28 protein-coding genes and 1 other RNA gene are annotated in these 26,474 nt (G+C 61.9%); 13 read left to right on the top strand and 16 right to left on the bottom strand.

Annotated elements, in window-relative coordinates:
• Positions 1 to 6: 6 nt before the first annotated feature.
• The 3 genes from petA to AC2ISB_RS11005 form a co-directional block, all read right to left on the bottom strand.
• On the bottom strand, positions 7 to 567 hold the full coding sequence (gene petA, locus AC2ISB_RS11015) for a ubiquinol-cytochrome c reductase iron-sulfur subunit (protein ID WP_339108250.1): 561 nt from the start codon (positions 565 to 567) through the stop codon (positions 7 to 9).
• A 263-nt stretch (positions 568 to 830) separates the two neighbouring features.
• Positions 831 to 1,544, bottom strand: coding sequence for a response regulator (locus tag AC2ISB_RS11010; RefSeq protein ID WP_339108249.1), 714 nt, complete (start codon positions 1,542 to 1,544; stop codon positions 831 to 833).
• The gene (locus tag AC2ISB_RS11005; RefSeq protein WP_339108248.1) at positions 1,544 to 2,044 is read right to left on the bottom strand and encodes a MarR family winged helix-turn-helix transcriptional regulator; all 501 of its coding nucleotides are present in this window, start codon (positions 2,042 to 2,044) and stop codon (positions 1,544 to 1,546) included. The genes AC2ISB_RS11010 and AC2ISB_RS11005 overlap by 1 nt, the downstream gene beginning before the upstream one ends.
• A gap of 136 nt (positions 2,045 to 2,180) precedes the next feature.
• Between AC2ISB_RS11005 and AC2ISB_RS11000 the strand changes: the two genes are divergently transcribed.
• Positions 2,181 to 3,050, top strand: a complete 870-nt coding sequence (locus tag AC2ISB_RS11000; protein WP_406721302.1) for a branched-chain amino acid aminotransferase — start codon at positions 2,181 to 2,183, stop codon at positions 3,048 to 3,050.
• 70 nt (positions 3,051 to 3,120) lie between these two features.
• On the opposite strand, the gene AC2ISB_RS10995 is transcribed toward AC2ISB_RS11000, so the two are convergent.
• From AC2ISB_RS10995 to ffs, 11 genes are all read right to left on the bottom strand, one after another.
• On the bottom strand, positions 3,121 to 3,315 hold the full coding sequence (locus AC2ISB_RS10995; RefSeq protein WP_339108246.1) for a hypothetical protein: 195 nt from the start codon (positions 3,313 to 3,315) through the stop codon (positions 3,121 to 3,123).
• Positions 3,316 to 3,413: 98 nt separating this feature from the next.
• Complete coding sequence (locus AC2ISB_RS10990) at positions 3,414 to 4,355, bottom strand: DMT family transporter (protein WP_339108245.1); 942 nt, start codon at positions 4,353 to 4,355, stop codon at positions 3,414 to 3,416.
• Positions 4,356 to 4,385: 30 nt separating this feature from the next.
• A complete protein-coding gene (gene queG / locus AC2ISB_RS10985) occupies positions 4,386 to 5,456 on the bottom strand; it encodes a tRNA epoxyqueuosine(34) reductase QueG (protein ID WP_486575021.1) in 1,071 nt (356 codons plus the stop codon).
• Complete coding sequence (gene fzlA / locus AC2ISB_RS10980) at positions 5,437 to 6,102, bottom strand: FtsZ-binding protein FzlA (protein WP_339108243.1); 666 nt, start codon at positions 6,100 to 6,102, stop codon at positions 5,437 to 5,439. The genes queG and fzlA overlap by 20 nt, the downstream gene beginning before the upstream one ends.
• Positions 6,103 to 6,160: 58 nt before the next feature.
• The gene (locus AC2ISB_RS10975; protein ID WP_486575019.1) at positions 6,161 to 6,535 is read right to left on the bottom strand and encodes a TfoX/Sxy family protein; all 375 of its coding nucleotides are present in this window, start codon (positions 6,533 to 6,535) and stop codon (positions 6,161 to 6,163) included.
• Positions 6,536 to 7,135, bottom strand: a complete 600-nt coding sequence (gene recR, locus AC2ISB_RS10970; protein ID WP_339108241.1) for a recombination mediator RecR — start codon at positions 7,133 to 7,135, stop codon at positions 6,536 to 6,538. It abuts the gene before it with no gap.
• Positions 7,136 to 7,139: 4 nt separating this feature from the next.
• Positions 7,140 to 7,484 carry a YbaB/EbfC family nucleoid-associated protein gene (locus AC2ISB_RS10965; RefSeq protein ID WP_339108240.1) on the bottom strand — a complete coding sequence of 115 codons (345 nt, stop codon included), beginning with the start codon at positions 7,482 to 7,484 and terminating at the stop codon, positions 7,140 to 7,142.
• A gap of 29 nt (positions 7,485 to 7,513) precedes the next feature.
• Positions 7,514 to 9,373: a DNA polymerase III subunit gamma/tau gene (locus AC2ISB_RS10960; protein ID WP_486575016.1), complete on the bottom strand. Its 1,860-nt coding sequence runs from the start codon at positions 9,371 to 9,373 to the stop codon at positions 7,514 to 7,516.
• Between the two features lie 62 nt (positions 9,374 to 9,435).
• Positions 9,436 to 11,370 (bottom strand): MacB family efflux pump subunit, encoded by a 1,935-nt coding sequence (locus tag AC2ISB_RS10955; protein ID WP_486575015.1) that lies wholly within the window; start codon positions 11,368 to 11,370, stop codon positions 9,436 to 9,438.
• Positions 11,371 to 11,380: 10 nt separating this feature from the next.
• Positions 11,381 to 12,595 (bottom strand): efflux RND transporter periplasmic adaptor subunit, encoded by a 1,215-nt coding sequence (locus AC2ISB_RS10950; protein WP_339108237.1) that lies wholly within the window; start codon positions 12,593 to 12,595, stop codon positions 11,381 to 11,383.
• 171 nt (positions 12,596 to 12,766) lie between these two features.
• Positions 12,767 to 12,863, bottom strand: an RNA gene (ffs, locus tag AC2ISB_RS10945) — signal recognition particle sRNA small type.
• Between the two features lie 179 nt (positions 12,864 to 13,042).
• Here ffs and AC2ISB_RS10940 point away from each other — a divergent pair.
• The 5 genes from AC2ISB_RS10940 to AC2ISB_RS10920 all read left to right on the top strand — a co-directional run bounded on the left by AC2ISB_RS10940 (position 13,043) and on the right by AC2ISB_RS10920 (position 16,872).
• Positions 13,043 to 13,825, top strand: coding sequence for an SDR family NAD(P)-dependent oxidoreductase (locus AC2ISB_RS10940; protein ID WP_406721297.1), 783 nt, complete (start codon positions 13,043 to 13,045; stop codon positions 13,823 to 13,825).
• Between the two features lie 62 nt (positions 13,826 to 13,887).
• Complete coding sequence (locus AC2ISB_RS10935) at positions 13,888 to 14,427, top strand: hypothetical protein (RefSeq protein WP_486575012.1); 540 nt, start codon at positions 13,888 to 13,890, stop codon at positions 14,425 to 14,427.
• 131 nt (positions 14,428 to 14,558) lie between these two features.
• Positions 14,559 to 15,017, top strand: a complete 459-nt coding sequence (locus tag AC2ISB_RS10930) for a DoxX family protein (RefSeq protein WP_486575010.1) — start codon at positions 14,559 to 14,561, stop codon at positions 15,015 to 15,017.
• A 72-nt stretch (positions 15,018 to 15,089) separates the two neighbouring features.
• On the top strand, positions 15,090 to 15,905 hold the full coding sequence (locus AC2ISB_RS10925) for a VOC family protein (protein WP_486575008.1): 816 nt from the start codon (positions 15,090 to 15,092) through the stop codon (positions 15,903 to 15,905).
• Entirely contained in the window at positions 15,895 to 16,872 is a 978-nt protein-coding gene (locus AC2ISB_RS10920) for a glutathione S-transferase family protein (RefSeq protein ID WP_486575006.1), read from the top strand. Before AC2ISB_RS10925 ends, AC2ISB_RS10920 begins: the two co-directional genes overlap by 11 nt.
• A 26-nt stretch (positions 16,873 to 16,898) precedes the next feature.
• On the opposite strand, the gene AC2ISB_RS10915 is transcribed toward AC2ISB_RS10920, so the two are convergent.
• Positions 16,899 to 19,088, bottom strand: coding sequence for a primosomal protein N' (locus AC2ISB_RS10915; protein WP_486575004.1), 2,190 nt, complete (start codon positions 19,086 to 19,088; stop codon positions 16,899 to 16,901).
• Between the two features lie 150 nt (positions 19,089 to 19,238).
• Between AC2ISB_RS10915 and fsa the strand changes: the two genes are divergently transcribed.
• Positions 19,239 to 19,892 carry a fructose-6-phosphate aldolase gene (gene fsa / locus AC2ISB_RS10910; protein WP_339108230.1) on the top strand — a complete coding sequence of 218 codons (654 nt, stop codon included), beginning with the start codon at positions 19,239 to 19,241 and terminating at the stop codon, positions 19,890 to 19,892.
• A 92-nt stretch (positions 19,893 to 19,984) separates the two neighbouring features.
• Here fsa and AC2ISB_RS10905 read toward each other — a convergent pair whose 3' ends face one another.
• A complete protein-coding gene (locus AC2ISB_RS10905; RefSeq protein ID WP_406736039.1) occupies positions 19,985 to 20,311 on the bottom strand; it encodes a hypothetical protein in 327 nt (108 codons plus the stop codon).
• 192 nt (positions 20,312 to 20,503) lie between these two features.
• On the opposite strand from AC2ISB_RS10905, the gene AC2ISB_RS10900 reads away from it, so the two are divergent.
• The 6 genes from AC2ISB_RS10900 (at position 20,504) to AC2ISB_RS10875 (ending at position 26,385) form a co-directional block, all read left to right on the top strand.
• Positions 20,504 to 21,247 carry a DUF484 family protein gene (locus AC2ISB_RS10900; protein WP_339108228.1) on the top strand — a complete coding sequence of 248 codons (744 nt, stop codon included), beginning with the start codon at positions 20,504 to 20,506 and terminating at the stop codon, positions 21,245 to 21,247.
• Between the two features lie 12 nt (positions 21,248 to 21,259).
• Positions 21,260 to 22,171 carry a tyrosine recombinase XerC gene (locus AC2ISB_RS10895; protein ID WP_486575001.1) on the top strand — a complete coding sequence of 304 codons (912 nt, stop codon included), beginning with the start codon at positions 21,260 to 21,262 and terminating at the stop codon, positions 22,169 to 22,171.
• A 145-nt stretch (positions 22,172 to 22,316) separates the two neighbouring features.
• Positions 22,317 to 22,913, top strand: a complete 597-nt coding sequence (locus tag AC2ISB_RS10890; RefSeq protein ID WP_406721291.1) for a hypothetical protein — start codon at positions 22,317 to 22,319, stop codon at positions 22,911 to 22,913.
• A gap of 163 nt (positions 22,914 to 23,076) precedes the next feature.
• A complete protein-coding gene (locus tag AC2ISB_RS10885) occupies positions 23,077 to 23,772 on the top strand; it encodes a CDP-alcohol phosphatidyltransferase family protein (RefSeq protein WP_339109543.1) in 696 nt (231 codons plus the stop codon).
• A 306-nt stretch (positions 23,773 to 24,078) separates the two neighbouring features.
• The gene (locus tag AC2ISB_RS10880) at positions 24,079 to 25,701 is read left to right on the top strand and encodes a BCCT family transporter (protein WP_339108225.1); all 1,623 of its coding nucleotides are present in this window, start codon (positions 24,079 to 24,081) and stop codon (positions 25,699 to 25,701) included.
• A 126-nt stretch (positions 25,702 to 25,827) separates the two neighbouring features.
• Positions 25,828 to 26,385, top strand: a complete 558-nt coding sequence (locus AC2ISB_RS10875) for a DUF924 family protein (RefSeq protein ID WP_486574999.1) — start codon at positions 25,828 to 25,830, stop codon at positions 26,383 to 26,385.
• The last annotated feature ends 89 nt before the right edge of the window (positions 26,386 to 26,474 follow it).

The following is a 26,474-nucleotide window of genomic DNA, read 5'->3' as shown; positions in this document are numbered from 1 at the left end:
CCTCCCTCAGCCCAGTTGAATGGTTGTGTCATCGGTGAACTTGGCCACCGGAATATCGAGATTGCGCGGGGCGGGGCCTTTGCGGATACGGCCTGCGGTATCGTAATGCGAGCCGTGGCAGGGGCAGTACCAACCGCCGAAATCGCCCGAGGCATTGCCGATCGGAACGCAGCCCAGATGGGTGCACACGCCCATCATCACCAGCCATTCTCCGGCCTCATCCAGCGTGCGGTTCTCATCTGCCGCATCGGCGCCGGGTTTATTGGCGTTTTCGGCAGAATGGTCGATCAGGTCGTTCAACGGCACAGCGCGACCCGCCGAGATCTCGTCTGCCGTGCGGCGGCGGATGAAAACCGGTTTGCCCCGCCATTTCACCGTGATCTGGGTGCCCTGTTCGACCCCCGAGATATCGACGAAAATCGAGGACATGGCCTGCACATCCGCCGAGGGGTTCATCTGGTTGATCAATGGCCAAGCCGCCGCACCGGCGGCCACTGCCCCCGTGCTGGCGGTTGCAAAATAAAGGAAGTCCCTCCGGGTACCTTTTTGTTCGTCTGAGTGGGACACGCGTTCCTCTCCCTTGCCTAGACTGTGCTGTGCCTGCTTTCTGCCTGTCCGCCGACCCGACCGGAAGAAGAAAGGCGCAAGCGCCCGATCCTTTCCTGTCATGCGGACACGGGAAAACAGACCGATGCCCTTAGACTGGAACATAAAGTTCCGCCTTATAGCATCCGATACACAGGCAAGGGAGCGGGCCGCATTGATATAGGTCAAGCAAATGTGAAGACCGTGTCGGCACGGTTTTGCGGTCACAGCCGGACGGGCCGCGTCTAGTCGGGCGTCAGCATATAGCCCAGGCCGCGCACGGTTTGCAGATAGCGTGGCTCTTTCGGGTCGCGTTCCAGCTTGCGGCGCAGGCGGGTGATCTGCACGTCAATGGCACGGTCGCCCGAGGTCTCGTCCGAGGCGGGCCGGTCGCGCGACAGCTCGTCAATCAGATCCGCGCGCGAGACAACATCGCCCGGATGGGCGGCAAAGATTTTCATCAGGGCCATCTCGGTGGCTGTCAGGCGGACGATTTCCTCGCCATCCCAAAGCTCGCCGCGGTCCTGATCATAGCGCAGCCCGCCCAGATGCAGGAATTTCGGCCCCGCCGAGGTCTCTGCCGGCACCCGCCGCAAGATCGCATTGATCCGTAACAGCAATTCGCGCGGCTCGAACGGTTTGGCCAGATAGTCATCGGCCCCCGCCTCCAGCCCCTCGATGCGGTCGCGCGTCTCGCTGCGCGCTGTCAGCAGCAGAACCGGAGTGCGGATCTTTTTGTGCAGGTCAATCGTCAGGCTGATCCCGTCTTCGCCGGGCATCATGACATCCAGCACGATCAGGTTGAACTCCAGCCCGTCCAGCAGCCTGCGCGCATGCGCGGCATCGCGTGCCGTAGTCACGATAAACCCGTTCCGCATCAGGAACTTGCGCAGCAGAGAGCGGATGCGTTCGTCATCATCGACGATCAGGAGATGCGGGGCTGCGGGATCATAGGCCATCAGCTATTGTCTTTCATGGTCTGGAACTGCTTTTGCAAGTCGTGATCCATCATCGCCTCCAGCACCTGCCGGAACCCCTGCACAGCCTGAGGCCCTGCCTGCCGGTAGGCGGCGCGCATTCGGGTGCGCTGCGCATCCGAAATCTCGCGTTCCAGCGCCGAGCCCGTGTCGGTCAGGTACAGATGCCGCTCGCGCTTGTCCTTGCGGCCCACGCGGTTATCGACAAGCCCGTCCTCGATCAGGGTGCGCAGCACACGGTTGAGCGATTGTTTGGTCACCCCCAGAACCGACAGCAGCGCGGTCACCGTCAGGCCCGGCTGGCGGTTGATGAAATGCAGCGCACGGTGATGGGCGCGGCCATAGCCATGTTTGTCCAGAATCCGGTCGGGATCTGCCGTGAAGGCACGATAGGCGAAAAACATCGCCTCGATCCCTTTGCGCAATTGCTCGTCGGTCAGAAACAGCAGGGTCTCGCCGCCCTGAGATCCGATTTCCGCCATGTCTCACCTCATTTTTGACGAGTTTACGTCAACGATGTTGACTTTCCAAGAATCGATTGCTAGCGAATTCTCATCATTTCTGTAATTTTATGGCCGATTTGGGCCTAATTTTGCAACATTCAAAAAGGAGGCTGGTATGGCTGCTGCATATGATGATCGCGATGGCAAGATTTGGGTAGACGGCCAGCTGGTCGAGTGGCGCGAGGCGAAGGTGCATATCCTGAGCCACGCCATGCATTATGCCTCTTCGGTTTTCGAAGGGGAGCGCTGTTATAACGGCAAGATCTTCAAATGCCGCGAACATTCGGAACGGCTGATCCAGTCGGGCCGCCTGATCGATATGGAGATCCCCTATACGCCCGAAGAAATCGACGCGGCCAAATATGCCGTGCTTGCGGCCAATGGCTGGAGCGATGCTTACGTGCGGGCGGTGGCCTTTCGGGGCGCGGGTCTGGATATGGGCGTGTCGGCGGCCCGTAATCCGGTGCAACTGGCGGTGATCGCGTGGGAATGGGGCAGCTATTACGGCGAGGCCAAATGGGACGGCGCCAGGCTCGATATCGCGAAATGGGCGCGTCCCGACCCGCGGACCATTCCGGTGCAGGCCAAAGCCTCGGGGCTTTATATGATCTGCACCATGTCCAAACATGCCGCCGAGGCGAAGGGCTGTTCGGATGCGCTGTTTCTCGACTGGCGCGGCAATGTGGCCGAAGCCACGGGGGCCAATATCTTTTTCGTCAGGAATGGCGAGATCCACACGCCGCTGGCCGATTGCTTCCTCAACGGGCTGACCCGTCAGACCATTATCGGGATGGCGCGCGAGAAGGGGATTGTGGTGCATGAGCGCCGGATCAATCCGCTGGAGCTTGCCTCGTTCGAGGAATGTTTCCTGACGGGCACGGCGGCAGAGGTCACGCCGGTGGCGCAGATCGGCGATATTACCTTTACCGTCGGCCCGATGGCGCGGGCGCTGTCGGAGGGCTACGAGGCTTTGGTGCGCCGCTAGGGTCTGCGGGGCATAACAGAAAAGGCGCACTCTGGCAGTGCGCCTTTTGGCTTTGTTCGGCAGCAGCGGCTTAGACAGACCCGAGGCCTTCATGTTCGATCCGCAGGAAGTGGCTCAGCCTTGGCTGGTCGCTGGATTTGCGTGGGCGTTGCAGCAGGGCGCGGGTATTGCGTGCCATCTGGCCATCATGGTCGATTTTCAGAAACCGGCGGTAACGGCTGTCATCGCTCCGGTTCGGAGCGCGGTCGAGAATATGCTTTGTCATGTGAGGGTCCTCCTTCCCCGACAAGAGCATAGCATGGAATAGGTCCGCACCGGAATTATTTTTAATCTTGCTTGATCAGAGGGAAACCATCTTTGGCCTTATCCCTGCGGGGTCTGGGCCTTGCGCTGGCGGTCGCGTTGTAGCCCCAGCTGCCGTTCGCGCCAGATGATGAGGATACCGGCAAAGATGATCACGGCGGCTCCGGCCAGTGTCAGGGTGGTCGGAATTTCGGCAAAGAACACAAAGCCGATGATCAGCGCGAAGAGCATCGAGGCATAATCGAAAGGTGCCACAATAGAGGCGGGCGCAAAACGGTAGGCCGAGGTCAGCAGGATCTGCCCCACACCGCCCAGAAGCCCCGCCACGATCAGCAGCGCGGTATTGGTGGGGCTGGGTATGACCCAGCCAAAGGGCAGGGTGATCAGGGAAAGCAGCGTCGAGGTGATGGTGAACCAGAAGACGATGGCCGAGGTGCGCTCGGTGTGCACGATCTTGCGGATGAACACTTGCGCGAGGGCGGCGCAGAGTGCCCCCGTCAGCGCCATCATCGCCCCGAGCGCCTGCCTGTCGGAGGTGTCTCCCACATGGCCCAGATTGGGATAGAGCACGATCAGCACCCCCACCAGCCCCAGCCCGACCGTGCTCAGGCGGAACAGCCGGACCTCTTCCCCCAGAAACATCGCGGCCAGAATGACCACCAGAAGCGGGGTTGCATAGGTGATGGCGGTCAGTTCGGGAAGGGGCAGAAGGCCAAGCCCCGCAAAGTTCAGCGCCATGGCGGCGGTGCCCGCGATCCCGCGCCAGAAATGGCCCATCGGGCTGGCGACCTGAAAGCCCACGCGCAACTGCCCGCGTAGCGCCAGCCAGCCGACGATCACCGGAATCGCGAAGAACGACCGGAAGAAGACCGTTTCACCGGCGGGCACCTCATCGGCGGCGGCCTTGATCAGCGAGGACATCACGATGAAGGCCAGCACCGATCCGAGCTTCAGCAAGATCCCTGTCAGGGCGGAGGGCGGCGCGTCAGGTGTGTCGGGCATGGGGGTCTGTCCTTCGGATGCTAAGCTTGGCTAGCATGGCTTGGTAAGCCGCTCCAATGCCCAACTGGCCGCATCCGCCACAGTTTCATCGGGGTCCTGCGTCAGGGCGCTGGCTTGCCTAATAAATGTGCTCTGGCCAGAGTTTCCCATTGCGTAAAGCACATTGCGCACCATCCGGTTGCGCCCGATCCGTTTGATGGGTGACCCCGAAAAGCGTTCGCGGAAGGCTGCATCATCAAGGGCCGCCAGTTCTGCCAGATCAGGGGCGCGATGGGAGCCATGATAGCGCATCTCGCGCGCGTCTGCCGCGAATTTGTTCCACGGGCAGGCGGCAAGGCAGTCGTCGCAGCCATAGATCCGGTTGCCCATCATGGCACGCAGGTCTTCCGGCACGGGGCCTTTATGCTCGATCGTCAGATAGGACACGCAGCGCCGCGCATCCAGTTGGTAGGGCGCGGGAAAGGCCTTTGTCGGGCAGGCATCCAGACAGGCGCGGCAAGACCCGCAATGGCTGCTGTCAGGCGCATCGGGCGCAAGGGGGATCGTGGTGAAGATCGCGCCCAGAAAGAACCACGACCCCAGATCGCGCCCCAGAAGATTGGTATGTTTGCCCTGCCAGCCCAGACCCGCCGCCTGCGCCAAGGGTTTCTCCATCACAGGAGCCGTATCGACAAAGACCTTGATCTGCGGATCGATGCCCTGCTTTGCCGCCTCATCCATCAGCCAGCGACCCACGCGTTTGAGCCGCTTTTTCACCAGATCATGGTAATCCTTGCCCTGCGCATAGACGGAAATCCCGCCCTGTTCGGGGTGGTTCAAGACCTCCAGCGGGTCGTGATCGGGGGTATAGGTCTCGGCCAGCATGATGACCGACCGCGCCTCTGGCCAAAGCGCATCGGGGGCACCGCGCCACTGCATGCGCTCTTCCATCCAGCCCATATCGCCGTGATAGCCCGCCTCGACAAAGGCGCGCAGACGGCTCATGGCCTCGGGGATCGCATCGGGGCGGGTGACGCCCATCTTGGAAAACCCCTCGGCCAGCGCCTGTGCGTTCAGGCGCGCCTTGAGGGCAACGAGAGGATCAGAAGTCAAGCTCGGCATATTGCGGGCTGGGCCGCATCCCCGGAAGCTGATCGGCCAGAAGCGAGCGGAAGGCAGGGCGCGATTTGATCTTCGCGTACCAGTCCTTCACATTGCGCGAGCGGTTCCAATCCACATCCGAGATATAGTCCAGACAGCTCAGATGGGCGGCGGCGGTGAAATCGGCCAGAGACATCATGTCGCCAGCCAGCCAGCGGCGCTCGTTAAGAAGCCAGTCCATGTAATCGATATGATATTTGATCGCGGCCAAGCCCCCCTTGACCGTGCGGCTGTCGGGATAGCCTTCCTTGCGGACCTTCTTCCAGACGCGCTCGTTCATGATCGGCCCGCTGACCTCTTCGTTGAACTTGTCGTCGAACCAACTGCACAACCGGCGCACTTCATAGCGCCCCATCGGGTCTTGCGGCAGCAGGCGCGGCTCGGGGGCGATTTCGTCAAGGAACTCGCAGATGGCCTGACTCTCGGTCATCAGCATGCCCTCATAGCGCAAGATCGGCACTTTGCCAGCAGGGTTGCGGCGCATGAATTCGGGGGATTTCTCCCAATAGCGCTCTTCGACCAGCTCGACCTCCATGCGCTTTTCCGCAAGCGTCAGGCGCACCTTGCGGCAATAGGGCGATAGCGTCATGTGATAGAGCCGGTTCATCTTCACCTCTTGTGGCGGTTGGGGGCAGCTCCGGTGATACGCGGGAATGCGGGGCGGTTCAATCCTTGCCTGATTCGCGGCGCGTCTTCTTGGGTTTCGCCTTGGGTTTGGCGGCGGGTTTGGGGGCGGGGATCACCTCATGGGCCGTGCGGATCAGCCCCATCAGCCAGTCGCCATCCTCCCATAGGTCGGGGTCGATCCGGTAATAGCTTTTCGCGCCCTTCACCGGACCATCCATGACAAGATCATGCCCCGTGCCCTCGATATAGGCGCGGATCTCGGGCAGGGGGCGCAGGAACAGCGCGTCATTGAGCAAAAACGCCACGCATTTCACATCCGTATAGACGCCATAGCCGCCAAACATCCGCTTCGTATGGACGCGGCCCTCAAGCTGTTCGCGCAGGAACAGCTCGATATCGGGCGAGACCGGCATCTAGAACTTCCGCCGTGCGCGCAGGGCCGCGCCGATGGTGCCATCGTCAAGGTAGTCAAGCTCGCCGCCAATCGGCACCCCTTGGGCCAGAGTACTGACGTTGATCTCCTGCGCCTCAAGCGCCTCGGCGATGTAATGGGCGGTGGTCTGCCCCTCGATTGTGGCATTGAGCGCCAAGATCACCTCGGTCACACCCTCGGCGCCGGTGCGGTCGATCAGCTTGGGGATGCCCAATTCCTCGGGGCCGATACTATCCAGCGCCGAAAGCGTGCCGCCCAGCACATGATAGCGGCCCTTGAAGGCCTGACCGCGTTCCATCGCCCAAAGATCGGCCACGCTTTCCACGACGCAGATCTCGCCTGTGGCGCGGCGGGGGTCGGCGCAGATCTCGCAGATCTCGGCCGTTCCGATATTGCCGCAGACAGAGCATTCGCGGGCATGGGCCGCCACCTCGCCCATCGCGCGTGCCAGAGGGGCCATCAGCCCCTCGCGCCGCGTGAGCATATGCAGCACCGCACGCCGCGCAGACCGCGGCCCCAACCCCGGCAGGCGGGACATCAGCGCAATCAGTGCCTCGATTTCGTCGCGGGGTCCGGCCATCAGGTCAGATCGGCAGGTTCATATCGGCCGGTAGACCCATATCCTGCAGCATCTTCTTCTGCTCTTCCTGAGCGCGGGCCTTGGCACGCGATTGCGCATCCTTGATGGCCGCAAGGATCAGATCCTCGACGACCTCTTTCTCCGAGGCGACAAGGATCGAGGGGTCGATATCCAGCCCCAGCAGATCGCCCGAGACCGCCGCACGCGCCTTCACCAGACCCATGCCGGATTCGCCGGTGACCTCGATCTTCTGCATCTCTTCTTGCAGGCCCTGAACGCGTTCCTGCATTTCCTTCGCCTGTTTCATCATCTTGGCCATATCGCCAAGACCGCCCAAACCTTTGAACATAGGGTAATCTCCTGAAGTGATCTCGGGGATCAATGATCCTCGAAAGGGTCCCATTCGTCTTCGACCTCGTGCAGGACGGTGTCTTCCATCTCCTGCGCGATTTCTTCCGACGAGATGATTTTCTCGAATTTCACGCCCTCGAATGTGGCAAAGATCGCCTGCACAAGGGGGTTATCCATTGCGGCCTTCTCGGCGATGCGCCGGTCGGCGTCGCGCATCTCGGCGATGGTCTCGGCACCGCCCTCATTGACGACCGAAACGCCCCAGCGCTGGCCCGTCCAGTTCTGCAGCCGCTGCGCCAGATGGGCGGCCAGCGATTTCGGCGCGCGCTCGGCGGGCTGGAATTCGATCAGGCCGGGACGGTAGCGCACAAGGCGCAGCCCGGTTTCGACATCCAGCAAAAGCGTCATGTCGCGCATCCGGCGGATGAGGTCCACGACCTTCTCGAAGCTGTCGAACCGCGCCAGCGCCTCTTCTGCCGAGGGCTGCTGAGCCACGGCCAGATTGCCCGCCGCGACGATGGGCTGGCCAAAGCGCGCGCGCATCGTGGTGGCATAGGGGTGGATCGCCATGACCTGACCCTCGCCCGACATGGTGGGGCCATGCACGGGGCCTCCCGAGGGGGCAGGGCCACCCATGCCGCCGATGCTACCAGAGGGGCCACCCGCAGGCGCACCACCGCCACCGCTGGGGGGCGTCACTCCCGGCCCGTCCTGAATGCGGCGCAACAGTGCCTCGGGGTCGGGGAGGTCGGCCACATGGGTCACACGGATCACCGCCATCTCGGCGGCCATCATGGCATTGGGCGCGGAGGACACTTCTTCGATGGCCTTGAGGAGCATCTGCCACAGCCGCGTCAGCACCCGCATCGGGATCTTCTCGGCCATACCCATGCCGCGGTCACGTTCATCGGGCGGAATGGTCGGGTCTTCGGCGGCATCGGGTGTGATCTTGATGACCGAGACCCAATGGGTGATCTCGGCCAGATCGCGCAGAATGGCCATCGGGTCCGCGCCATCGGCATATTGGCCCGCGATCTCGGTCAGCGCGCCTGCGGCATCGCCCTTCAGGATCATGTCGAACAGATCCAGCACGCGGCCACGGTCGGCCAGACCCAGCATCGCGCGGACCTGATCGGCGGTGGTCTCGCCCGCACCATGCGAAATGGCCTGATCCATCAGCGACATCGCATCCCGCGCCGAGCCCTCTGCCGCCCGCGCAATCAGCGCCAGCGCGTCGGCATTGATCTGGGCGTTCTCCTTGGCGGCCACCTTGGAGAGATAGTCGATCATCACCTCTGGCTCGATCCGGCGCAGGTCAAACCGCTGGCAGCGCGACAGAACCGTCACCGGAACCTTACGGATTTCGGTGGTGGCAAAGATGAATTTCACATGGGCAGGCGGCTCTTCCAGCGTCTTCAACAGCGCGTTGAAGGCATTGGTGGACAGCATGTGCACTTCGTCGATGATATAGACTTTGTAGCGGGCCGAGGCCGCGCGGTAATGGACGCTTTCGATGATCTCGCGGATATCATCGACGCCGGTGCGGGACGCTGCGTCCATCTCCATGACATCGACATGGCGGCCTTCCGCGATGGCGCGGCAATGCTCGCAGACCCCGCAAGGCTCGGTCGTGGGGCCGCCCTTGCCATCCGGCCCGATACAGTTAAGCCCCTTGGCGATGATCCGCGCGGTGGTGGTTTTGCCCACACCCCGGATGCCCGTCATGACGAAAGCATGCGCGATCCGGTCCGCCGCAAAGGCATTCTTGAGGGTGCGCACCATCGCCTCCTGACCGATCAGATCGGCAAAGGTGGCGGGGCGGTATTTGCGGGCCAGAACCTGATAGCCGCCTTTCTCGGGGGCGTCGGTTCCCATCGCGTCTGTCATGGCCTCTCCTTTGGTTGGCGCCAATCTAGGGATTGGGCCGCCCGCGGGCAAGGTGTGATCACTCACTCTCGGGCAAGCGCCACCACCGGATCCAGCCGCGAGGCCGAGCGGGCAGGCAGGTAGCCGAAGATGATCCCGATCAGCGTGGCCGAAGTGAAGGCCGCAGCAATGGTCATGCCCGAATAGACCAGCCGCGTGCTGGGTGAGAGAATGCCGATAACTTCGCCAATGGCAAAGGCCAGCCCGACCCCCAGCGCCCCGCCTAATATGCAGACCATCACCGCTTCGATCAGGAATTGCGCGGTAATATCGGACCGTCGCGCGCCCACCGCTTTACGGATGCCGATCTCCTTGGTGCGCTCGGTGACCGAGACCAGCATGATGTTCATCACTCCGATCCCGCCCACGATCAGCGAGATCACCGCGATGGCCGAGATCAGATAGGTCAGCGTTTTCGAGGTGGACTGGATCGTTTCGCGGATCGTATCCGAATTGCGCAGGAAGAAATCGACCGTGCCGTGGCGCTGTTCCAGAAGGTTGCTGATCTCGGTTTCGGCCTGATCCATATCGTAGCCGTCATTGACCTGAACGGTGATCGAATCCACCGTGTCGGCGCCGGTCACCCGCACCATCATTGTGGTGTAGGGGGTGAAAATCTTGATCGATTGCGGTCCGAAACTTGCGCCCGAACTTTCCACCACACCGATCACCTGCAGCGGGATGCGCCCGATCAGCACGCGCTGGCCGATGGGGTTGTCGGTGCCAAAGAAGGTCTCGGCGGCGTCCGTGTCCAGCACCGCGACCTGCGTGCGGTTGGTGACATCGCTTTCGTCAAACACCGCCCCCTTGGTCACCTTATAGGCGCCCAAGTCGAAATAGCCCGCCGTTACCCCGTTGACCGAGGCGGAGGCCGTCACATTGCCATGCAGGACATTGGCCGTTTCCGAAACTTCCGGCGATACGCTTTGCGCCAGCGACAGGCTTTCCAGCGCCGTGGCATCGCCGCCCACCAGTGTTTCCACCCGATTGGCACGCCTGTCGCCAAAGCCCGTGCCCGGACGGATCGAGATGGTCGAGGTGCCGATAGAGGCGATGTTTTCCAGCACCTTCTGTTGCGAGCCATTGCCCAAAGCCACCACCGAAACCACCGAGGTGATGCCGATGATGATGCCCAGCATGGTCAGGAAGGACCGCAGCTTATGGGCGGCGATGGATTTCATCGCCATGCGGGCGGCCTCGCGCAGCCGGTCGAGCCAGACGCCGATGCCGCCTGCGCCCTCATGCGGCGGTGTCATCCTTGTGCTTTGGCGCAGCGGGGCCTTGCGGGTGTCGTCGATGATGCACCCGTCACGGATTTCGATCACCCGCTCGGTCTGGGCCGCGATTTCGGGATCGTGGGTCACGATGATGACGGTATGGCCCTCGGCATGCAGTTCCTGCAAGAGCGCCATCAGGTCCTTGCCGGACTGGCTGTCCAGGGCGCCGGTCGGTTCGTCAGCAAGGATCACCTCGCCGCCATTCATCAGGGCGCGGGCCACCGAGACCCGTTGTTGCTGCCCGCCCGACAGTGCGCCGGGGCGGTTGCTAAGCCTGTCGCCAAGCCCCAGCCGTGTCAGCAGATCCTGTGCCCGCTGGCGCCGTGCGCCACGTGACATGCCACGGTAAACAGCGGGGATCTCGGCATTTTCCACGGCATCCAGTTCGGGCATCAACTGGTAGCGCTGGAAGATGAAGCCGAAATGCGCGCGGCGAAGTTCGGCCAGTTCCTCATCCGACATCTGGCCGACTTCGGCACCGTCAAACCGGTAGCTGCCGCCATTCGGACGGTCGAGGCAGCCCAGAATGTTCATTAGGGTCGATTTCCCCGAGCCGGACTGCCCGATGATCGCCACCATTTCGCCCGCCTCGATGCTGAGGTCGATATCATGCAGAACGGTCACTTCCTGATCGCCTGCCGCGAAGGCGCGGCGGATATTGGAAATTTCGATCAATGCCATGGTCTGTGCCTCACATGCCCATCATCGGCGGGCCACCGCCCGGACCGCCGCGCCGCTGCGAATTGTCCGAAGGGGGCGGGCCGGTGGGCGCGGTCATCTGCACGACCTTGTCCCCTTCGGAGAGGCCGTCGGTGATGGCCGCCGTGGTCGAGTTCTCCAGCCCGACCGTGATCGCGCGCATCTCGTGCTTGTCATTCGCGCCAATGACCTGCACGCGGTATTTGCCATCCGGCCCTTTTGGCGGCAGGGCGGAAACCGGCAGGGTCAGCGCGTCATCGGCTTCGTCAATGATGATCGTGACATTGGCCGACATGCCGATCCGCAGCAGACCGTCGGGATTGTCGACGGTGAAAAGGGCATCGTAATAGATCGCGCTATCGGTATCGATATCGTCGTCATCCTCGATCGACGAGGGGGCCGGTTCGACCTTGTCGAGCGTGGCCGAATAGGTTTTGTCCGGATCGCCCAGCAGCGAGAACTCGACCTTCTGGCCCGCTTTGACATTGATCACATCGGCTTCGGAGATCTCGGCCTTGATCTGCATCTTGTCGAGCTTGGCCAGCTTGACGATTGTCGGCGCATCCTGACTGGCATTCACCGTGGTGCCCTCGCCATTGACGATGGCGACCACCGTTCCGTCAATCGGCGCGGTGATCTTGGTGCGGTCCAGATCCAGTTCGGCAGAGGAGACCTCGATCACCGCACGGGCGCGTTGTGCCTGCAACGAGACCAGCCCCGCCTTGGCCATATCCAGCGTGGCCTGCGCGGTTTCCAGATCGGAGGTGGCCGAGAGCTTTTGCGAATTCAGCCCCGTCTGGCGCGTGACATCCAGTTGCGCCACCTTGATCTCGGCTTCCTTCGAGGTGATCTCTGCATCGATCTCGTCCAGATCGGCCTTGGCCTGCGCCACCGTGTTCTGCTGTTCGAGACTGTCGATCTGGGCGATCAGATCACCGGACTTGACCGTATCGCCGATCTCCACCGCCAGCGTCTCGATCTGCCCCGAGGTCCGCGCCCCGACCGAAACCAGATCATCCGCCTCGATAAGCCCCGTCGCCAGAACCGTCTTCTGCACATTGGCGCGCGCGACGGTCACGGTCTGCACCTCGCTCTCCTGAGCGGCATTGCTATGGCTGTGGAACCACGCAAAAACGCCTGCCGCGATCAGGAGGATACCTGCAAGAGATATCAGCTTCGCGCGAGTGATTTTCAGTCTTTGCGTCATACGGCCCGGTCCACTAACTTATTCGTCTTGTTATGCTTCAACGGCGGACGGGCTATATTCTGTCTGATAAATTTGCGCCTTCACGCAAATATCAGCTGATCCTTGCGCCGCCGACATCTGGCGGCACCTTCGGTGATGGACCTGAAGAGAAACTGAAGCTGTGGGGGAAGAGGTGAGAGGCTGGACAGCGACCCAAGCGGGGCTCGTTGCGGCTGCTTCCTTCCGGACCTGACCGGGTTGGCGAGGCGCTCGCCCGCGCCAACCTCTCAAGGGGGCATATAGAAAATCTTCGCCTCTTTCGCAAGCCTTGTTTTCGAGGTCATTGCCACGCGCCCTCGCTACGCATTCTTGCGGGCGGCCTCGCGGGCGCGTGATCGGCTCTCTTGGAACAGCGGGCGGGGGCGGGGGCGTTGGCCTGTCGACAGCATTCAATCAGGAGAATTGCACATGGATCTGCACATCAGGGGACGGCGCGCGCTGATTACCGGAGCATCGGGGGGCATGGGGCACGAGACCGCCAAGCTTCTGGCCGAGGAAAAGGTCGATCTTGTCCTGACCGATCTGGATCAGAAAAAGCTTGATGCCGTGGCCGAGCCGCTGGGGGCGAAGGCCGTGGCTGCCGATCTTTCGACACCCGAAGGGGTGGACGCGCTGATCGACACAATCGGCACCGATTTCGACATCTGGGTTCATGCGACCGGTGTGACGGGGGCCAAGGGCGATCCGTTACAGATGACGGAAGAGGATTGGGCCGAAGCGCTGAATATCGACTTCCTGTCTGCCGTGCGTCTGGCCCGCCATATCGGGCCCGCGATGATCAGGGGCGGTTGGGGACGGATGGTCTTTGTGACCTCGGAGAATGTCGCCCAGCCCTATGCGGATGAAACCGTTTATAACTGTGCGAAATCGGCGCTGCTGAGCTTCTCGAAATCCATTGCGCTGGCGCATTCCTCCAAGGGGGTGATGGCGAATTGTGTGGCCCCTGCTTTCATCGAAACCCCGATGACCGACGGGATGATGGAGAAACGTTCGAAAGAGCTTGGCGTGTCGAAGGACGAGGCGATCCAGAGCTTCCTGAAGGAAGAACGTCCCTTCCTGAAGCTGGGGCGTCGCGGTAAGCCCGAAGAGGTCGCTCCCGTGATCGCGCTTCTGTGCTCGGAAAGGGCGAGCTTTGTCACCGGAGCGAACTGGCGGGTCGATGGTGGCTCGGTGGGCTCGATCGAGGTGTAACCGCCGCTTGAATCCGGTGTTCTGTTGTGGATTGTAACATACAATCCGCAGCGGAGATTCATATGATTATCGATGACATTCTTCCCGAGTTCCATTTTCAGGAAACCCATTCGGTTTCCATTCCGGCCCCTGCCGGGCGGATACTGGCAGAGGCGCTGGCCTATGATCCCCGACAGGACGGTTTTATCCGTGGAGCCATCACCCTCAGGGAGTTGCCCGCACGGCTGATCGGGCGCCTGCGGGGCAAGCCCGTGGCGCAAAAGCCGTTCGATCTGACGCATTTCACGCCCTTGGCTCAGGGCCCCGACGAGGCGGTTTTCGGGATGGTCGGACGGTTCTGGCAGGCGCGCTACGGTCAGGACCCGCTGCCCGATCTGGCCGCCCTTCACGCCTATGACCGGGCCGGTTCCGTCAAGCTGGTGATGCATTTCCATGTTGAGGGCGACAATCGCCCCCGCCTGACCACCCGCACGCGTATCTACTGTCTGGATGGTGCGGCCAAGGTGCGGTTGACGCCCTATTGGTATCTGATCCGGCCGGTCAGCGGTCTGATCCGCAAAAGGATGCTGGCTGCGATCAAACGGAGTTGTTTAGGAACATAATAGCGATAGTGTTTCCTTTTATAGATCATTTTATTGGCAAATGATCGACGTCATAGTGTCTTCATCGAAAGGGCCAGCACGGGAGGCCCGCAATACTTCCGGCGGATCTGCCGGATGATGGAGAGAAGACAATGGTACATATCGCACTCGATAACGCAGCCGCTCCGGCCAAGCCTGACACCACCAGCCGCCTTGCCCCGCTGGGCATTCTGGGGCTTCGCCTGACGACGGGGGCTTTGTTCGTGACCCACGGGCTGATCAAATATTTCATCTTCACCCCCGCAGGCACCGCCGGCTACTTCCAGAGCCTCGGCCTGCCGGGCTGGGTAGGTCTGCTGACCATGACGGCGGAGTTCTTTGGTGGTCTGGCCCTGATTTTCGGCCTGTTGCCGCGTCTCGTTTCGGCGCTCTTCGTGCCGCTGCTTCTGGGGGCTGCGATGGCCGCCCATATCGCCAATGGCTTCACCTTCTCCAATGCCGGTGGCGGCTGGGAATATCCGGTAATGTGGGCCGCCGTCATGGGCATGATGGCCCTGCTGGGGGATGGCGCGGCTGCCTTGTTCCCGACGCATCGCCTGTTCCGTCGCTGATAGCTTGGACTGCGGGGCGGGGAGGAGGCTTCCCGCATCCTGTAACGCCACGCGGGTGGCAGGAGGTTTGAAATGGCAACGAGTGATGCACCGATCGAGGTCGGCCATGTCACCCTCACGGTCCACGACCTGAAATCCGTGGGCGCATTCTATGAAAACGTGCTGGGTCTGGCGCGTCTGTCATCGGATGGCACGGTGGCCCACTATGGCGCGGATGGGCGCGTGCTGGTCGAGTTGCGGGCGGATCGTGCGGCCCGCAAGGCCAGCCACCGCGAGGCGGGGCTGTTCCACACGGCCTTCCTGATGCCCTCGCGCCGTGCGCTTGCCGATTGGCTGGATAATGCGGTGGCGCGTCGGGCACCTTTGCAGGGCGCATCCGACCATTCGGTGTCCGAGGCGATCTATCTGGCCGATCCCGAGGGCAATGGCGTCGAGGTCTATGTCGACCGCCCGCGCGACCAGTGGATCCGTATGGGCGATCAGATCCATATGGTGACCGAGCCGCTGGATCTGCAGGATCTGCACAACCAGCGTTCGGGCAAATGGTTTGGCGCCCCAAAGGGGATGACTATTGGCCATGTGCATCTGCAGGTGGGTGGGCTTGCGCCTGCGATGGAGTTCTATGGTGACCGTCTGGGCCTTTCGGTGATGAACGACTATCCGGGAGCGAAGTTCTTCGGTTGGGGCGGCTATCACCACCATATCGCCACCAACATCTGGAATTCGCGGGGCGCAGGGGCCGTTTCGCGCCCCGCCACCGGCCTGTCGGGGCTGACCCTGCGCGGTGAGGCCAAAGCCCTGGCGGCGCTGGGCGGTGCTGCCACACTGGTGGACCCTTGGGGGCTGCCGGTGACACTGAAAGCCAAGGAGATGGCCAATGCTCGTTGATGGCACATGGACCGAAGACTGGCAGCCGGTGCAGAAATCCGATGATAAGGGACGCTTCGTGCGACAGGTCTCGGGGTTTCGCAACTGGATCACGCCGGACGGGTCGGCCGGTCCCACGGGGCAGGGCGGCTATAAGGCCGAAGCCGGGCGCTACCGTCTGTATGTGGCCTATATCTGCCCCTGGGCCTCGCGCACATTGATGGCCCGTAAGCTGAAGAAGCTGGAGGCGTTCATCGAGGTGACTGTCGTCAATCCACGCTTGGGCGATCAGGGCTGGGAATTTGGCGGCTTCCAGCGGGCGGAGGCCGATCCGCTGCATGGCGCGACCTATCTGCACGAGCTCTACACCCGCGCCGATCCGCATTACACAGGCCGCGCGACGGTTCCGGTGCTGTGGGACATGAAGACCGATAGCCTCGTGAATAACGAGAGCGCCGATATCGTCCGTATGTTCGACGCAGCCTTCGAAGGGCTTGCCCCCGAGACCCCGTGCCTGCGCCCCGAGGATATTGAGACAGAGATCTCCAAGGCGTCTGCCCGCATTTATGACGCCTATAATAACGGGGTCTATAAGGCGGGGTTTGCCAGCTCTCAGGCGGCCTATGACGAGGCGGTGGCGGGTGTTTTCTCCGAGATGGACCGGATGGAAGCCGTGTTGTCGGATGGCCGCCCGTGGTTTCACGGCGACCGCCTGACCGAGACCGATATCCGGATCTTCGTCACCTCGATCCGCTTTGACGTGGCCTATCACGGGCTCTTCAAGACCAACCTGAAGATGCTGCGCGATTATCCGGCGCTCTATGCCCATATGGTGCGGATGCTGAACCAGCCGGGCGTGGCCGGGACGGTCGATCTGGATCACATCAAGGCGGGCTATTACGCGATCAAACGGCTTAACCCGCCGCGTATCGTGCCGAAGGGGCCGGAAGACAGCTATCGCCTGCTGGCCGAGGCGCGCGGGCGCTAAGGGACCGTTTCACATGAAACCTTGCCCTACATGAAACTTTGCGGGTCGATGTCGATCGCAAGGCGCACATTATTGGGCAGGCGCACCTGTGCCACCCAACGCGCAAGGGCCGCTTGCAAAGGTGCCCGCTTGTCGGCCTTCACCAGCAGCCGCACGCGGTGCCGTCCGCGCACCCGCGCCACAGGGGCAGGGGCCGGGCCATAGACGGTGGCCTCGATCTCGCGCAGCGGTCTCGACTGGCGCGAAAGCGCCTCGCCTATGTCAAACAGCGGCTTCAGATCCGGCCCCGAGAGGATGATCCCCGCCATACGCCCATAGGGCGGCACGTGCTGCGCCTGACGCTGGGCGGCCTCGGCGCGCCAGAAGGCTTCCTCATCGCCGCCCAGAATCGCACGGATCACCGGATGCTCGGGCTGATAGGTCTGCAAAAGCGCCAGCCCCTCGGTCTCGGCGCGGCCCGCACGGCCCGCCACCTGCCGCATAAGCTGGAAAGTACGCTCGGCGGCGCGCAGGTCGGACCCCTGCAGCCCCAGATCGGCATCAATCACCCCCACCAGCGACAGCTTCGGGAAGTTATGCCCCTTGGCCACGATCTGCGTGCCGATGATGATATCCGCACCGCCATTGGCAATATCGGCAATCGCCTCCTTCAGCGCCCGCGCGGTGGTGAACAGATCAGACGACAGCACTGCCATCCGGCTGTCGGGAAAACGTTCGCGCACCTCCTCGGCCAGACGTTCGACACCGGGGCCGACGGGCGCCAGCTTGCCCTCGACCTTGCAATTAGGACATTGCGTGGGGATCGGTTTCGTCTCGCCGCATTGATGGCAGACCAGTTGCTTCATGAAGCGGTGCTCCACCATCCGCGCATCGCAATGGTCACAGCCGATCTGATGCCCGCAGGCCCGACAGATCGTCACCGGCGCATAGCCGCGACGGTTGAGAAACAGCATCGCCTGCTCGCCACGGCGCACACGGTCGATTACCGCGCCCACCAACGTCGGGCCGATCCAGTGCTGGCTCTCGATGCTCTCGTTGCGCATATCGATGGGCCGCATCTCGGGCAGCTTGGAGGCGCCAAACCGCGCGCCAAGATCCACCCGCGCATATTTGCCGCTCTCGGCATTGGCCCAGGTCTCGAGCGATGGCGTGGCCGAGGCTAGAACCACCTGCGCCCCACACAGGGATGCCCGCAATACCGCCATATCGCGGGCGTTATACAACACACCCTCCTCCTGCTTGTAGGAGGTGTCATGCTCCTCATCCACCACGATCAGCCCCAAGTCGCGGAAGGGCAGAAACAGCGCCGAACGCGCCCCCGCCACCATCTGCACCTCGCCCGAGGCCGTGGCTTTCCACAACCGCCGCCGCTCGGTCTGGGTCACGCCGGAATGCCATTCGCCGGGCTTTGCCCCAAACCGCGCCTCCACCCGGGCCAGAAACTCCGATGACAAGGCAATCTCGGGCAAAAGCACCAAAGCCTGCCGCCCCTGCCGCAGACAATCGGCCACCGCTTCCAGATAAACTTCCGTCTTGCCCGAGCCCGTCACACCCTTCAGCAAAACCGGCGCAAACCCACCAGACCCATCCTCCAGCCGTGCCACAGCGGCCCTTTGCGCCTCGGATAGCACCTTGCCCGGCAAGGACGGATCAAGCCGTTCAAAGGGCGCATCGCGCGGCACATCCGCCTCCACCACCGCGCCAGAGGCCAGCATGCCCTTCACCACGGATGTCGTCACCCCCGCCAAAGCGGCCAGTTCTCCCAACTGAAAGCCCGCCCCGCCATGGTCGCGCAAAACCTCCAACACCCGCGCCCGCGCATCGGTCATCCGCGACGGCTCGCCCGACCCAAGACGGTAGATCTTGCGCAGCCCCGGCGCGTCAAACAGCCCCGGCGCACGGGTGGCCAGCCGCAAAACCTGCGGCAGGGGCGTCATCGTATAGGCGGCCATCCTCATCAGGAACTGCCGCATCTCTGCCTTCATCGGCGGCACATCCATCACCTGTAAAACGCGCCGCAACTTGGCCGCGGCAAAATCCCCATCGCCCGCCCCCCAGACAACGCCCAAGACCTTGCGCGGCCCCAAAGGCACCATGACAAAGGCGCCCGCCCAGCAGCCCCCTTCAGGCGCCAGATAATCCAGTGGCCGCCCGACCGGCTCCGCCGTCAGAACCGAGACCCGCGCCCCGTCCGTAAACCAGTCCTGCCCGCTCATGCGGCCCCCCTTTCCAGCTGCCCCAAATATCCCGGGGGGAATTGGCCGCAGGCCAAGGGGGGCAGAGCCCCCCGAATGCGCGACAACCACCCTTTCGCGGCCAGAGGTTTTGCGCTATCAGTGCCGCACCAGCCCATCTGGAGGAAACTCATGAAATTCTTCGTCGATACGGCCGATGTGGCCGCCATCAAGGAACTCAACGACCTCGGCATGGTCGATGGCGTGACCACCAACCCCTCGCTGATCATGAAATCGGGGCGCGATATCCTCGAAGTGACCAAAGAGATCTGCGACATGGTCACCGGTCCGGTCTCGGCAGAGGTGGTTGCCACCGAAGCCAAGGACATGATCGAAGAAGGTCTGAAACTTGCCAAGATTGCCCCCAATATCGCGATCAAGGTTCCGCTGACCTGGGACGGTCTGACCGCGTGTAAGGCTTTCGCATCCGAAGGCCATATGGTCAATGTCACGCTGTGCTTTACTGCCGCACAGGCGATCCTTGCCGCCAAAGCGGGCGCGACCTTCATCTCGCCCTTCATCGGGCGTCTGGACGACATCAACCTTGATGGTCTGGAGCTGATCGAAGACATCCGCACCGTCTATGACAATTACGAGTTCAAGACCGAGATCCTCGCGGCCTCGATCCGTTCGGTCAACCATATCACCGATTGTGCGAAAATCGGGGCCGATGTGATCACCGCGCCGCCGGCCGTGATCAAGGGGATGGTCAAGCATCCTCTGACCGATAAAGGGCTCGAGCAGTTCATGGCGGACTGGGCGAAAACCGGCCAGAAAATCATCTGATCCTCCAAGAGGAAGATCGGTGGGAAGGGGGCCGGAAGGCCCCTTTTTCCTGCGCCGGTATGTGCGAAAGACCGGAACAGGGACGGGCGGTTTTAGGCCAGATCCTGCGGCAAGGCGGGGTCGCCCAGCAATGTCATCAGCGCGTGACGGCGGTTCGGATGTGTCTGGGCCAGACGCAGCAGCGTTTCCGCCTCGTCATCGATATGCACACCGAACAGTATATAAGGCAGGTTCAGCCCGTTGGTATGGCAGATTTCGGTCAGGCTGCTGATGGTCGGATCGTTTCCATCCTTGAGCACGGAATGGAGATACCCCGGGGATTTTCCAGCCCTGATAGAGGCCTGCCGCATGGAAACCCCGATCCGCCGAAGCTGCTCCTGCAAGCGGAGCCGGATATCTGCAATAGAATAACTAAGCATGATTGTTTTATGTAACTCGTTATTTGGAAGAGAGTAACCCCAAAATATCATTTGCCGTTCTGGATTCGGGTTAAATAACCAATTTTGGTGATATATGATAATATTCCTGAAACAGTCTTGCACGGCCCCCTTGGGAAAATAGCAAGAACTTGATATATTCGCCTAAGGTCTTGAAATCTGGGGATGCTTGCGATGACACAGGCCGGTTTGGCGCAAATTCTACGCGAGAAAATTCTGTCCGAGCCAGACCTTGTTCTGGATGATCCTGCCGTGATGCAGGTGCTTGTCGGGGCGGGCGGAGCCGCGCGGGATGATAGGGTTGTCGACCTGCGATCGGTTGCGCTGCGGCGGCTCGAGATGCGGCTCGACCGGCTCGAGGATACCCATCGCTCGGTCATCGCTGCCGCCTATGACAACCTTGCCGGCACCACTCAGGTGCATCGTGCGGTGCTGGCGCTTCTGGGGCCGTTCGATCGGGTCCCCTCCCATCCGGAGCCCTCCGGTTTTCGCGGGTTTCTGGAGGCGCTGCAGGGCGAGGTGACAGAGATTCTGGAGGTCGACACCCTCCGGCTGGTGCTGGAAACCCATCACTCCGAGGCTGATCCGGCGTTACGGCATCTGGGGAATGTCCTGTGTCTGGCCGAACCGGGCTTTGCCGGCGAATATATGCGCGCCGCAGGAATGGCTGTGCCCGAGCGTGTCGTGCTGCGCAGGGTCGTTCCGGCGGGAAGCCCTGTTCATGCCTGTGGATCGGGCAGGGTCGGGGAAATCCTTTCGGAGGCGGTGATCGCGCTGGATCTGGGCAGGGGGCGGTTGCCGGCCATGCTGGTGCTGGGATCTGTCGATCCCCAGCGGTTCAGGCTGTCACAGGGGACGGAGCTTCTTGGGTTTTTCGGTGCCGTTTTCGAACGTATGATGCAACGGTTTCTGGGGTAGGAAATGCTTGGAATGTCGGACGCCCTGCGGGATGCGATGCAGCGCTGGCTTGCGCATTTGCGCGGGCTTGAGGGCGCATCAGAGCAGACGATTCTCGCGTATGGCAGTGATCTGCGGGGGTTTTTGACCTTTCTGCATGTCCATCAGGGCGAGTCGCTCGGGGTGGCACGTCTTGCACGGCTGAGCACGGCCGATATGCGCGCATGGATGGCGCATGAGCGGGGGCGGGGGCTGTCGGCGCGCTCGCTGGCGCGGGCGCTGTCTTCGGTCAAAAGCTTTGTCCGCTGGCTGTCCGATCGCGAGGGGTTCGATGCGACGGCACCGCTTTCGGTGCGTCCGCCACGGTTCCAGCGCAAATTGCCGCGCCCCTTGGCCGAGGATGCGGCGGTCGCGATGATCGCGCAGGTGGATCTTCAGGCGCAGGACCCGTGGGTGGCCGCGCGCGATGTTGCCGTGCTGACCCTGCTCTATGGCTGTGGTCTGCGGATCTCCGAGGCGCTGTCGCTGACCGGGGCCGATCTGCCTTTGGGTGATAGTCTGCGGATCATGGGGAAGGGGCGCAAGGAACGGATGGTGCCGCTTTTGCCTGCTGCCCGCGCGGCGGTGGAAAGCTATCTGTGGCTCTGTCCCTATCCGGTCGCGGCCGATCTGCCCCTTTTCCGCGGGAAGCGGGGCGGGGCGCTGAACGGACGGCTGATCGCCAAGGCGATGGAGCAGGCGCGGATGGCCTTGGGCTTGCCTGCAACGGCGACGCCACATGCCATGCGGCACAGTTTCGCCACCCATCTGCTGAGTGCGGGGGGCGATCTGCGGGCCATTCAGGAGCTGCTGGGTCATGCCAGCCTTGCCACCACGCAGGTCTATACCGCCGTTGATCAGGCGCGCCTGATGGAGGTCTACCGCGCCGCCCATCCGAGGCGCTGATAGGAACGCGCTGTTTGGGCGGCCTTCCGTTATCGTTAGGTCAAGTTTTAATTGTAAACCGGCTTCCGATCAGGAAAGTCGATGGGTTAACCATGTTCTGGAAAGGTTTCATTCATTTTGCGGGCGCAGACCTAGGATACGTTTCATGTTCAGAAAGGAACGCATTATGGACGTATCAACCCTTGCCGGTAGTGTAGGCGTTGCGTCGAGTTTGCAGGTTTTACAGGCCGGCACGACGACAACGGAAGACGACGATAGCACAACCGTAGAGGAAACGCAGGCTTCTGCGGCTCCTCCTCCGGCGCCTCCCGCCTCGTCTGGCAGTGGCGCTGATACCGAATCCCTCTTTGTTTCCCTGTTTGGCGATACGAGCGAGACCTCGTCCTCTTCCTCCACGACAAGCTCCACCACGCTGACCAGCGACGAAGAGGTCTTCGATCTTGATGGCGATGGCGAGCTGTCGACCATGGAGCAGGCGGCCTATGATGCCTCGATCAGTGGCGAGACCGTTTCGGGAACCGAAGAGAGCACAAGCAGCGTTGCCAGCATGATGGGCCCACCACCGGGCCCGCCACCTTCCGATGATGAAGACGGCGTTTCGACTGCGCAATCTTTGGTCGAATCTCTGGCAGAGTCAGCCAATGAGGATGCCGAGACGGCGGATGTGCAGGATGACATGCGTCGTGTTCAGCAGTTCGAGCAACTTCTGGCAGAAACGCTGGGAGACGTGTCGCAGGGCTGAGGTCTGGCCCGATAGACATGGCTTGAACGGGAGGGGCGGCTCTGCCGCCCTTCTTTATCCGCTGGCGTGACGGTCGGCGCGATTGCGCCACAGTTTCAGGAAGAGACTTGGGGTTCTATGTCTTTGCTTGATCGAACGGGGCGTTTGCGGCATGACCCGAATTATGATGTTACGCACCAAAGCTCTCTCCGTTCACTTTCTCACTGCAACCGGAGCGGTCTTTTCGCTTCTGGCTCTTGATGCAGCCGTCGAGCGAAACTGGAGCGTCATGTTCTTGTGGCTGGTTGTGGCGCTTGTTGTGGATGGCATCGACGGCCCCCTTGCGCGGCGTTATGATGTCAAACGGAACGCGCCGGTCTATGACGGGGTCCTGATGGATCTGATCATCGACTATCTGACCTATGTCTTCATTCCCGCCTATGCGCTGTTCAAATCCGACCTGCTTCCGGGGTGGCCGGGCTGGCTTGTGGTGGTGGCTATCACCTATTTCAGCGTTGTGTACTTTTCGGATACACGCATGAAAACCAAAGATAATTCCTTTTCCGGCTTTCCGGGCTGCTGGAATATGGTGGCGCTGGTCGTGTTTGCTGTGGCGCCGACCCCGCCGGTTATTCTGGTGCTGGTGCTGATCTGTACGGTGGCGATGTTCCTGCCGTTGAAATTCATCCATCCGGTCAGGACAGAGCGTTGGCGCGCGCTGTCATTGCCGATCGCGCTGGCCTGGGTGGTCTTCGCGGCCATTGCGGCATGGACCAATTTCCATTCGCCTGCATGGGTGCATTTCGGGCTGATCCTCAGTTCGCTCTATCTGCTCTTCGTCGGGATCGTGCAGCAAGTGGTGCCCCTGCGAAGCCGCTGACACGCCGCTTTTCCGATAGAATCCGCATATTTCTGTCCTCCGCCGGGAACCCGGCGGATTTTTGCTTGTTTCAGTGGTGGAGTTTTTGGACGCAATGTCTCATAAGCGACACTTCGCGTCGCTTTTGGCACTTACGGGTCGCGTCGGGCTGTCATCTTGGCCTTTACACGCAAAGCCGCACACGCACGGCATTGCGCTCTTGCCGTATCTGGGGGCCCGCGCACCCGATCCGGCCTCGGGGTCTTGGGGGCAGGTCCGCAACTGACCGCGCCGGAGCGACAAAGGAAACAGGACAGGAGACGCTGCATGGCAGAGACAATCGATCAGGACGAGGATTTGGGTGTGCCCGCCCCCGAGGGCGACGCCGCCCCGATCGACACCGACTATTCCGTCGGACAGGATAATATCGAAGGCAGTGTCGGCAGACTGGATTTCGATATCCACAATCCGGTCTTCGCCATCTCTGCTGTGGCTGTCGTGTTATTCGTGCTGTTTACGCTGGTCTTCCCCCAGACGGCCCAGTCCCTGTTCAGCTGGCTCTTTTCGTCGGTCACGGGCGGGTTCGACTGGTTCTTCCTTTCGGCGGGCGACATTTTCGTGCTGTTCAGTCTGTTCCTGATTGTCTCGCCTTGGGGCAAGGTGCGGTTGGGCGGGTCGGAGGCCACGCCGGATTTCGGCTATCCGGCATGGTTTGCGATGCTGTTTGCCGCCGGTATGGGCATCGGTCTGATGTTCTATGGCGTGGGGGAGCCGCTGACCCATTTCTCGACCTCGTTCGCAGGGGCGGCTGGCGCACCGCTGGGCGGGGCGCAAGGCGATACCGAGGCCGCCTTCAAGCTGGGCATGGCCGCGACCATCTACCATTGGGCCTTGCATCCTTGGGCCATCTACGCGGTGCTGGCGCTCGCTCTGGCGCTGTTCTCCTATAACAAGGGGCTGCCGCTGACGATCCGTTCGGCCTTCTATCCGATCCTGGGCGAGCGGATCTGGGGCTGGCCGGGCCATATCATTGATATTCTGGCGGTCTTTGCCACGCTCTTCGGTCTGGCAACCTCGCTGGGGCTGGGGGCCACGCAGGCCAATGCCGGTCTGCATGCCGTGCTGGGCATTCCGATCTCGACGACGGTGCAGGTGATCCTGATCATCTGTATTACCGCTGTGGCGCTTGTCTCGGTGCTGCGCGGGCTGGAAGGGGGCGTGCAGAAACTGTCGGAAATCAACATGATCCTCGCGCTGGTTCTGCTGCTTTTCGTGCTGTTCACCGGCCCGACGCTGACCCTTCTGGGCGATATCGGCACCGGCCTTGGTGCCTACCTGACCGAGCTTCCGGCGCTGTCGAACCCGTTCGGGCGTGAAGATACCCGCTTCGTGCAGGGCTGGACCTCGTATTACTGGGCATGGTGGATCAGCTGGTCGCCGTTTGTGGGCATGTTCATTGCGCGTGTCTCGCGCGGGCGGACGGTGCGCGAATTCGTGGTCTGTGTGCTGCTGATCCCGTCGCTGGCCTGTGTGGTCTGGATGTCGATCTTCGGGGGCGTCGCGTTGCAGCAGGTCATTCAGGACGGCTATCAGGCCGCCGTGGATGCCGATATCTCGGTGAAACTGTTCCGCGTGCTGGAGGCGCTGCCGCTGTCGCAGATCACCTCGGTTGTGGGGGTGATCCTTGTGATCGTGTTCTTCGTGACCTCCTCGGATTCGGGCTCGCTGGTGATCGACACCATCACCGCAGGTGGCAAGGTCAATGCCCCCGTTCCGCAGCGGGTGTTCTGGGCGACCTTCGAGGGCGTGGTCGCGATTGTGCTGCTGCTGGGGGGCGGGCTTTCGGCCCTGCAATCCATGGTGATCTCGACAGGGCTGCCCTTTACCGTTGTTCTGCTGGTGATGTGCTATTCCATCGTCAAAGGTCTACAGGCCGAAAAGAACGCCTGAGCCGGTTTCGGGCCGGAGCGTCCAACGGGCACCCGTCGCGGTGCCCGTTATTTTTTGCGCCTTGTATTGGGGCTGTCGTCGCTTCGGCCTATCTATAGGCTCCACCCGTAGCCAAAGGAGGCCAACATGGCACCATCACGCGCGCAGGATGTTCTGGAATTCTGGTTCGCACCGGAAAATCGCGAAAAATGGTTTGTCAAAGACGAGCGGTTCGACGGCGAGATCCGCGACCGTTTCTCCGCCTTGCAGGCCGATGCGGCGCAGGGCGCGCTGGCGGATTGGCAGCAGGCCGCGCAGTCGGCGCTGGCACTGGTGATCTTGCTCGACCAGTTTCCGCGCAACATGTTCCGCGGGACCGGCCATGCCTTTGCTAGCGATGCCAAGGCGCGGGCGGTGGCGGATGCGGCGCTGGCGCAAGGCTTCGATGCGGCTGTCGCGAAAGAGGTGGATCCGGCAGCGGCTGCCTTTTTCTACCTGCCCTTCATGCATTCCGAGGAACTGGCCGATCAGGACCGCGCGCTCGCGCTTTATACGGCGGCGCAGAATGCGGAAGGGCAGCGCTTTGCCGAAGCCCATCGCGACATCATTGCGCGTTTTGGCCGGTTTCCGCATCGCAATGCCGCGCTCAAGCGCGAAAGCACCAAGCCCGAACTGGCCTTTCTGGAAACCCATGCCGGTTTCTAGCCATAGGGGCCGCGTCGGGCGACAGGGGCGAATGACGCCTTTTGCTCGCCCGCGCGACGCCCTATGATCGCGATCAAGAGACGAGGACC

Source organism: Thioclava sp. NS-SX20, assembly GCF_057380695.1.
Note: the sequence above shows the minus strand (reverse complement) of the source record. Positions and strands in the feature narration are given on the sequence as shown.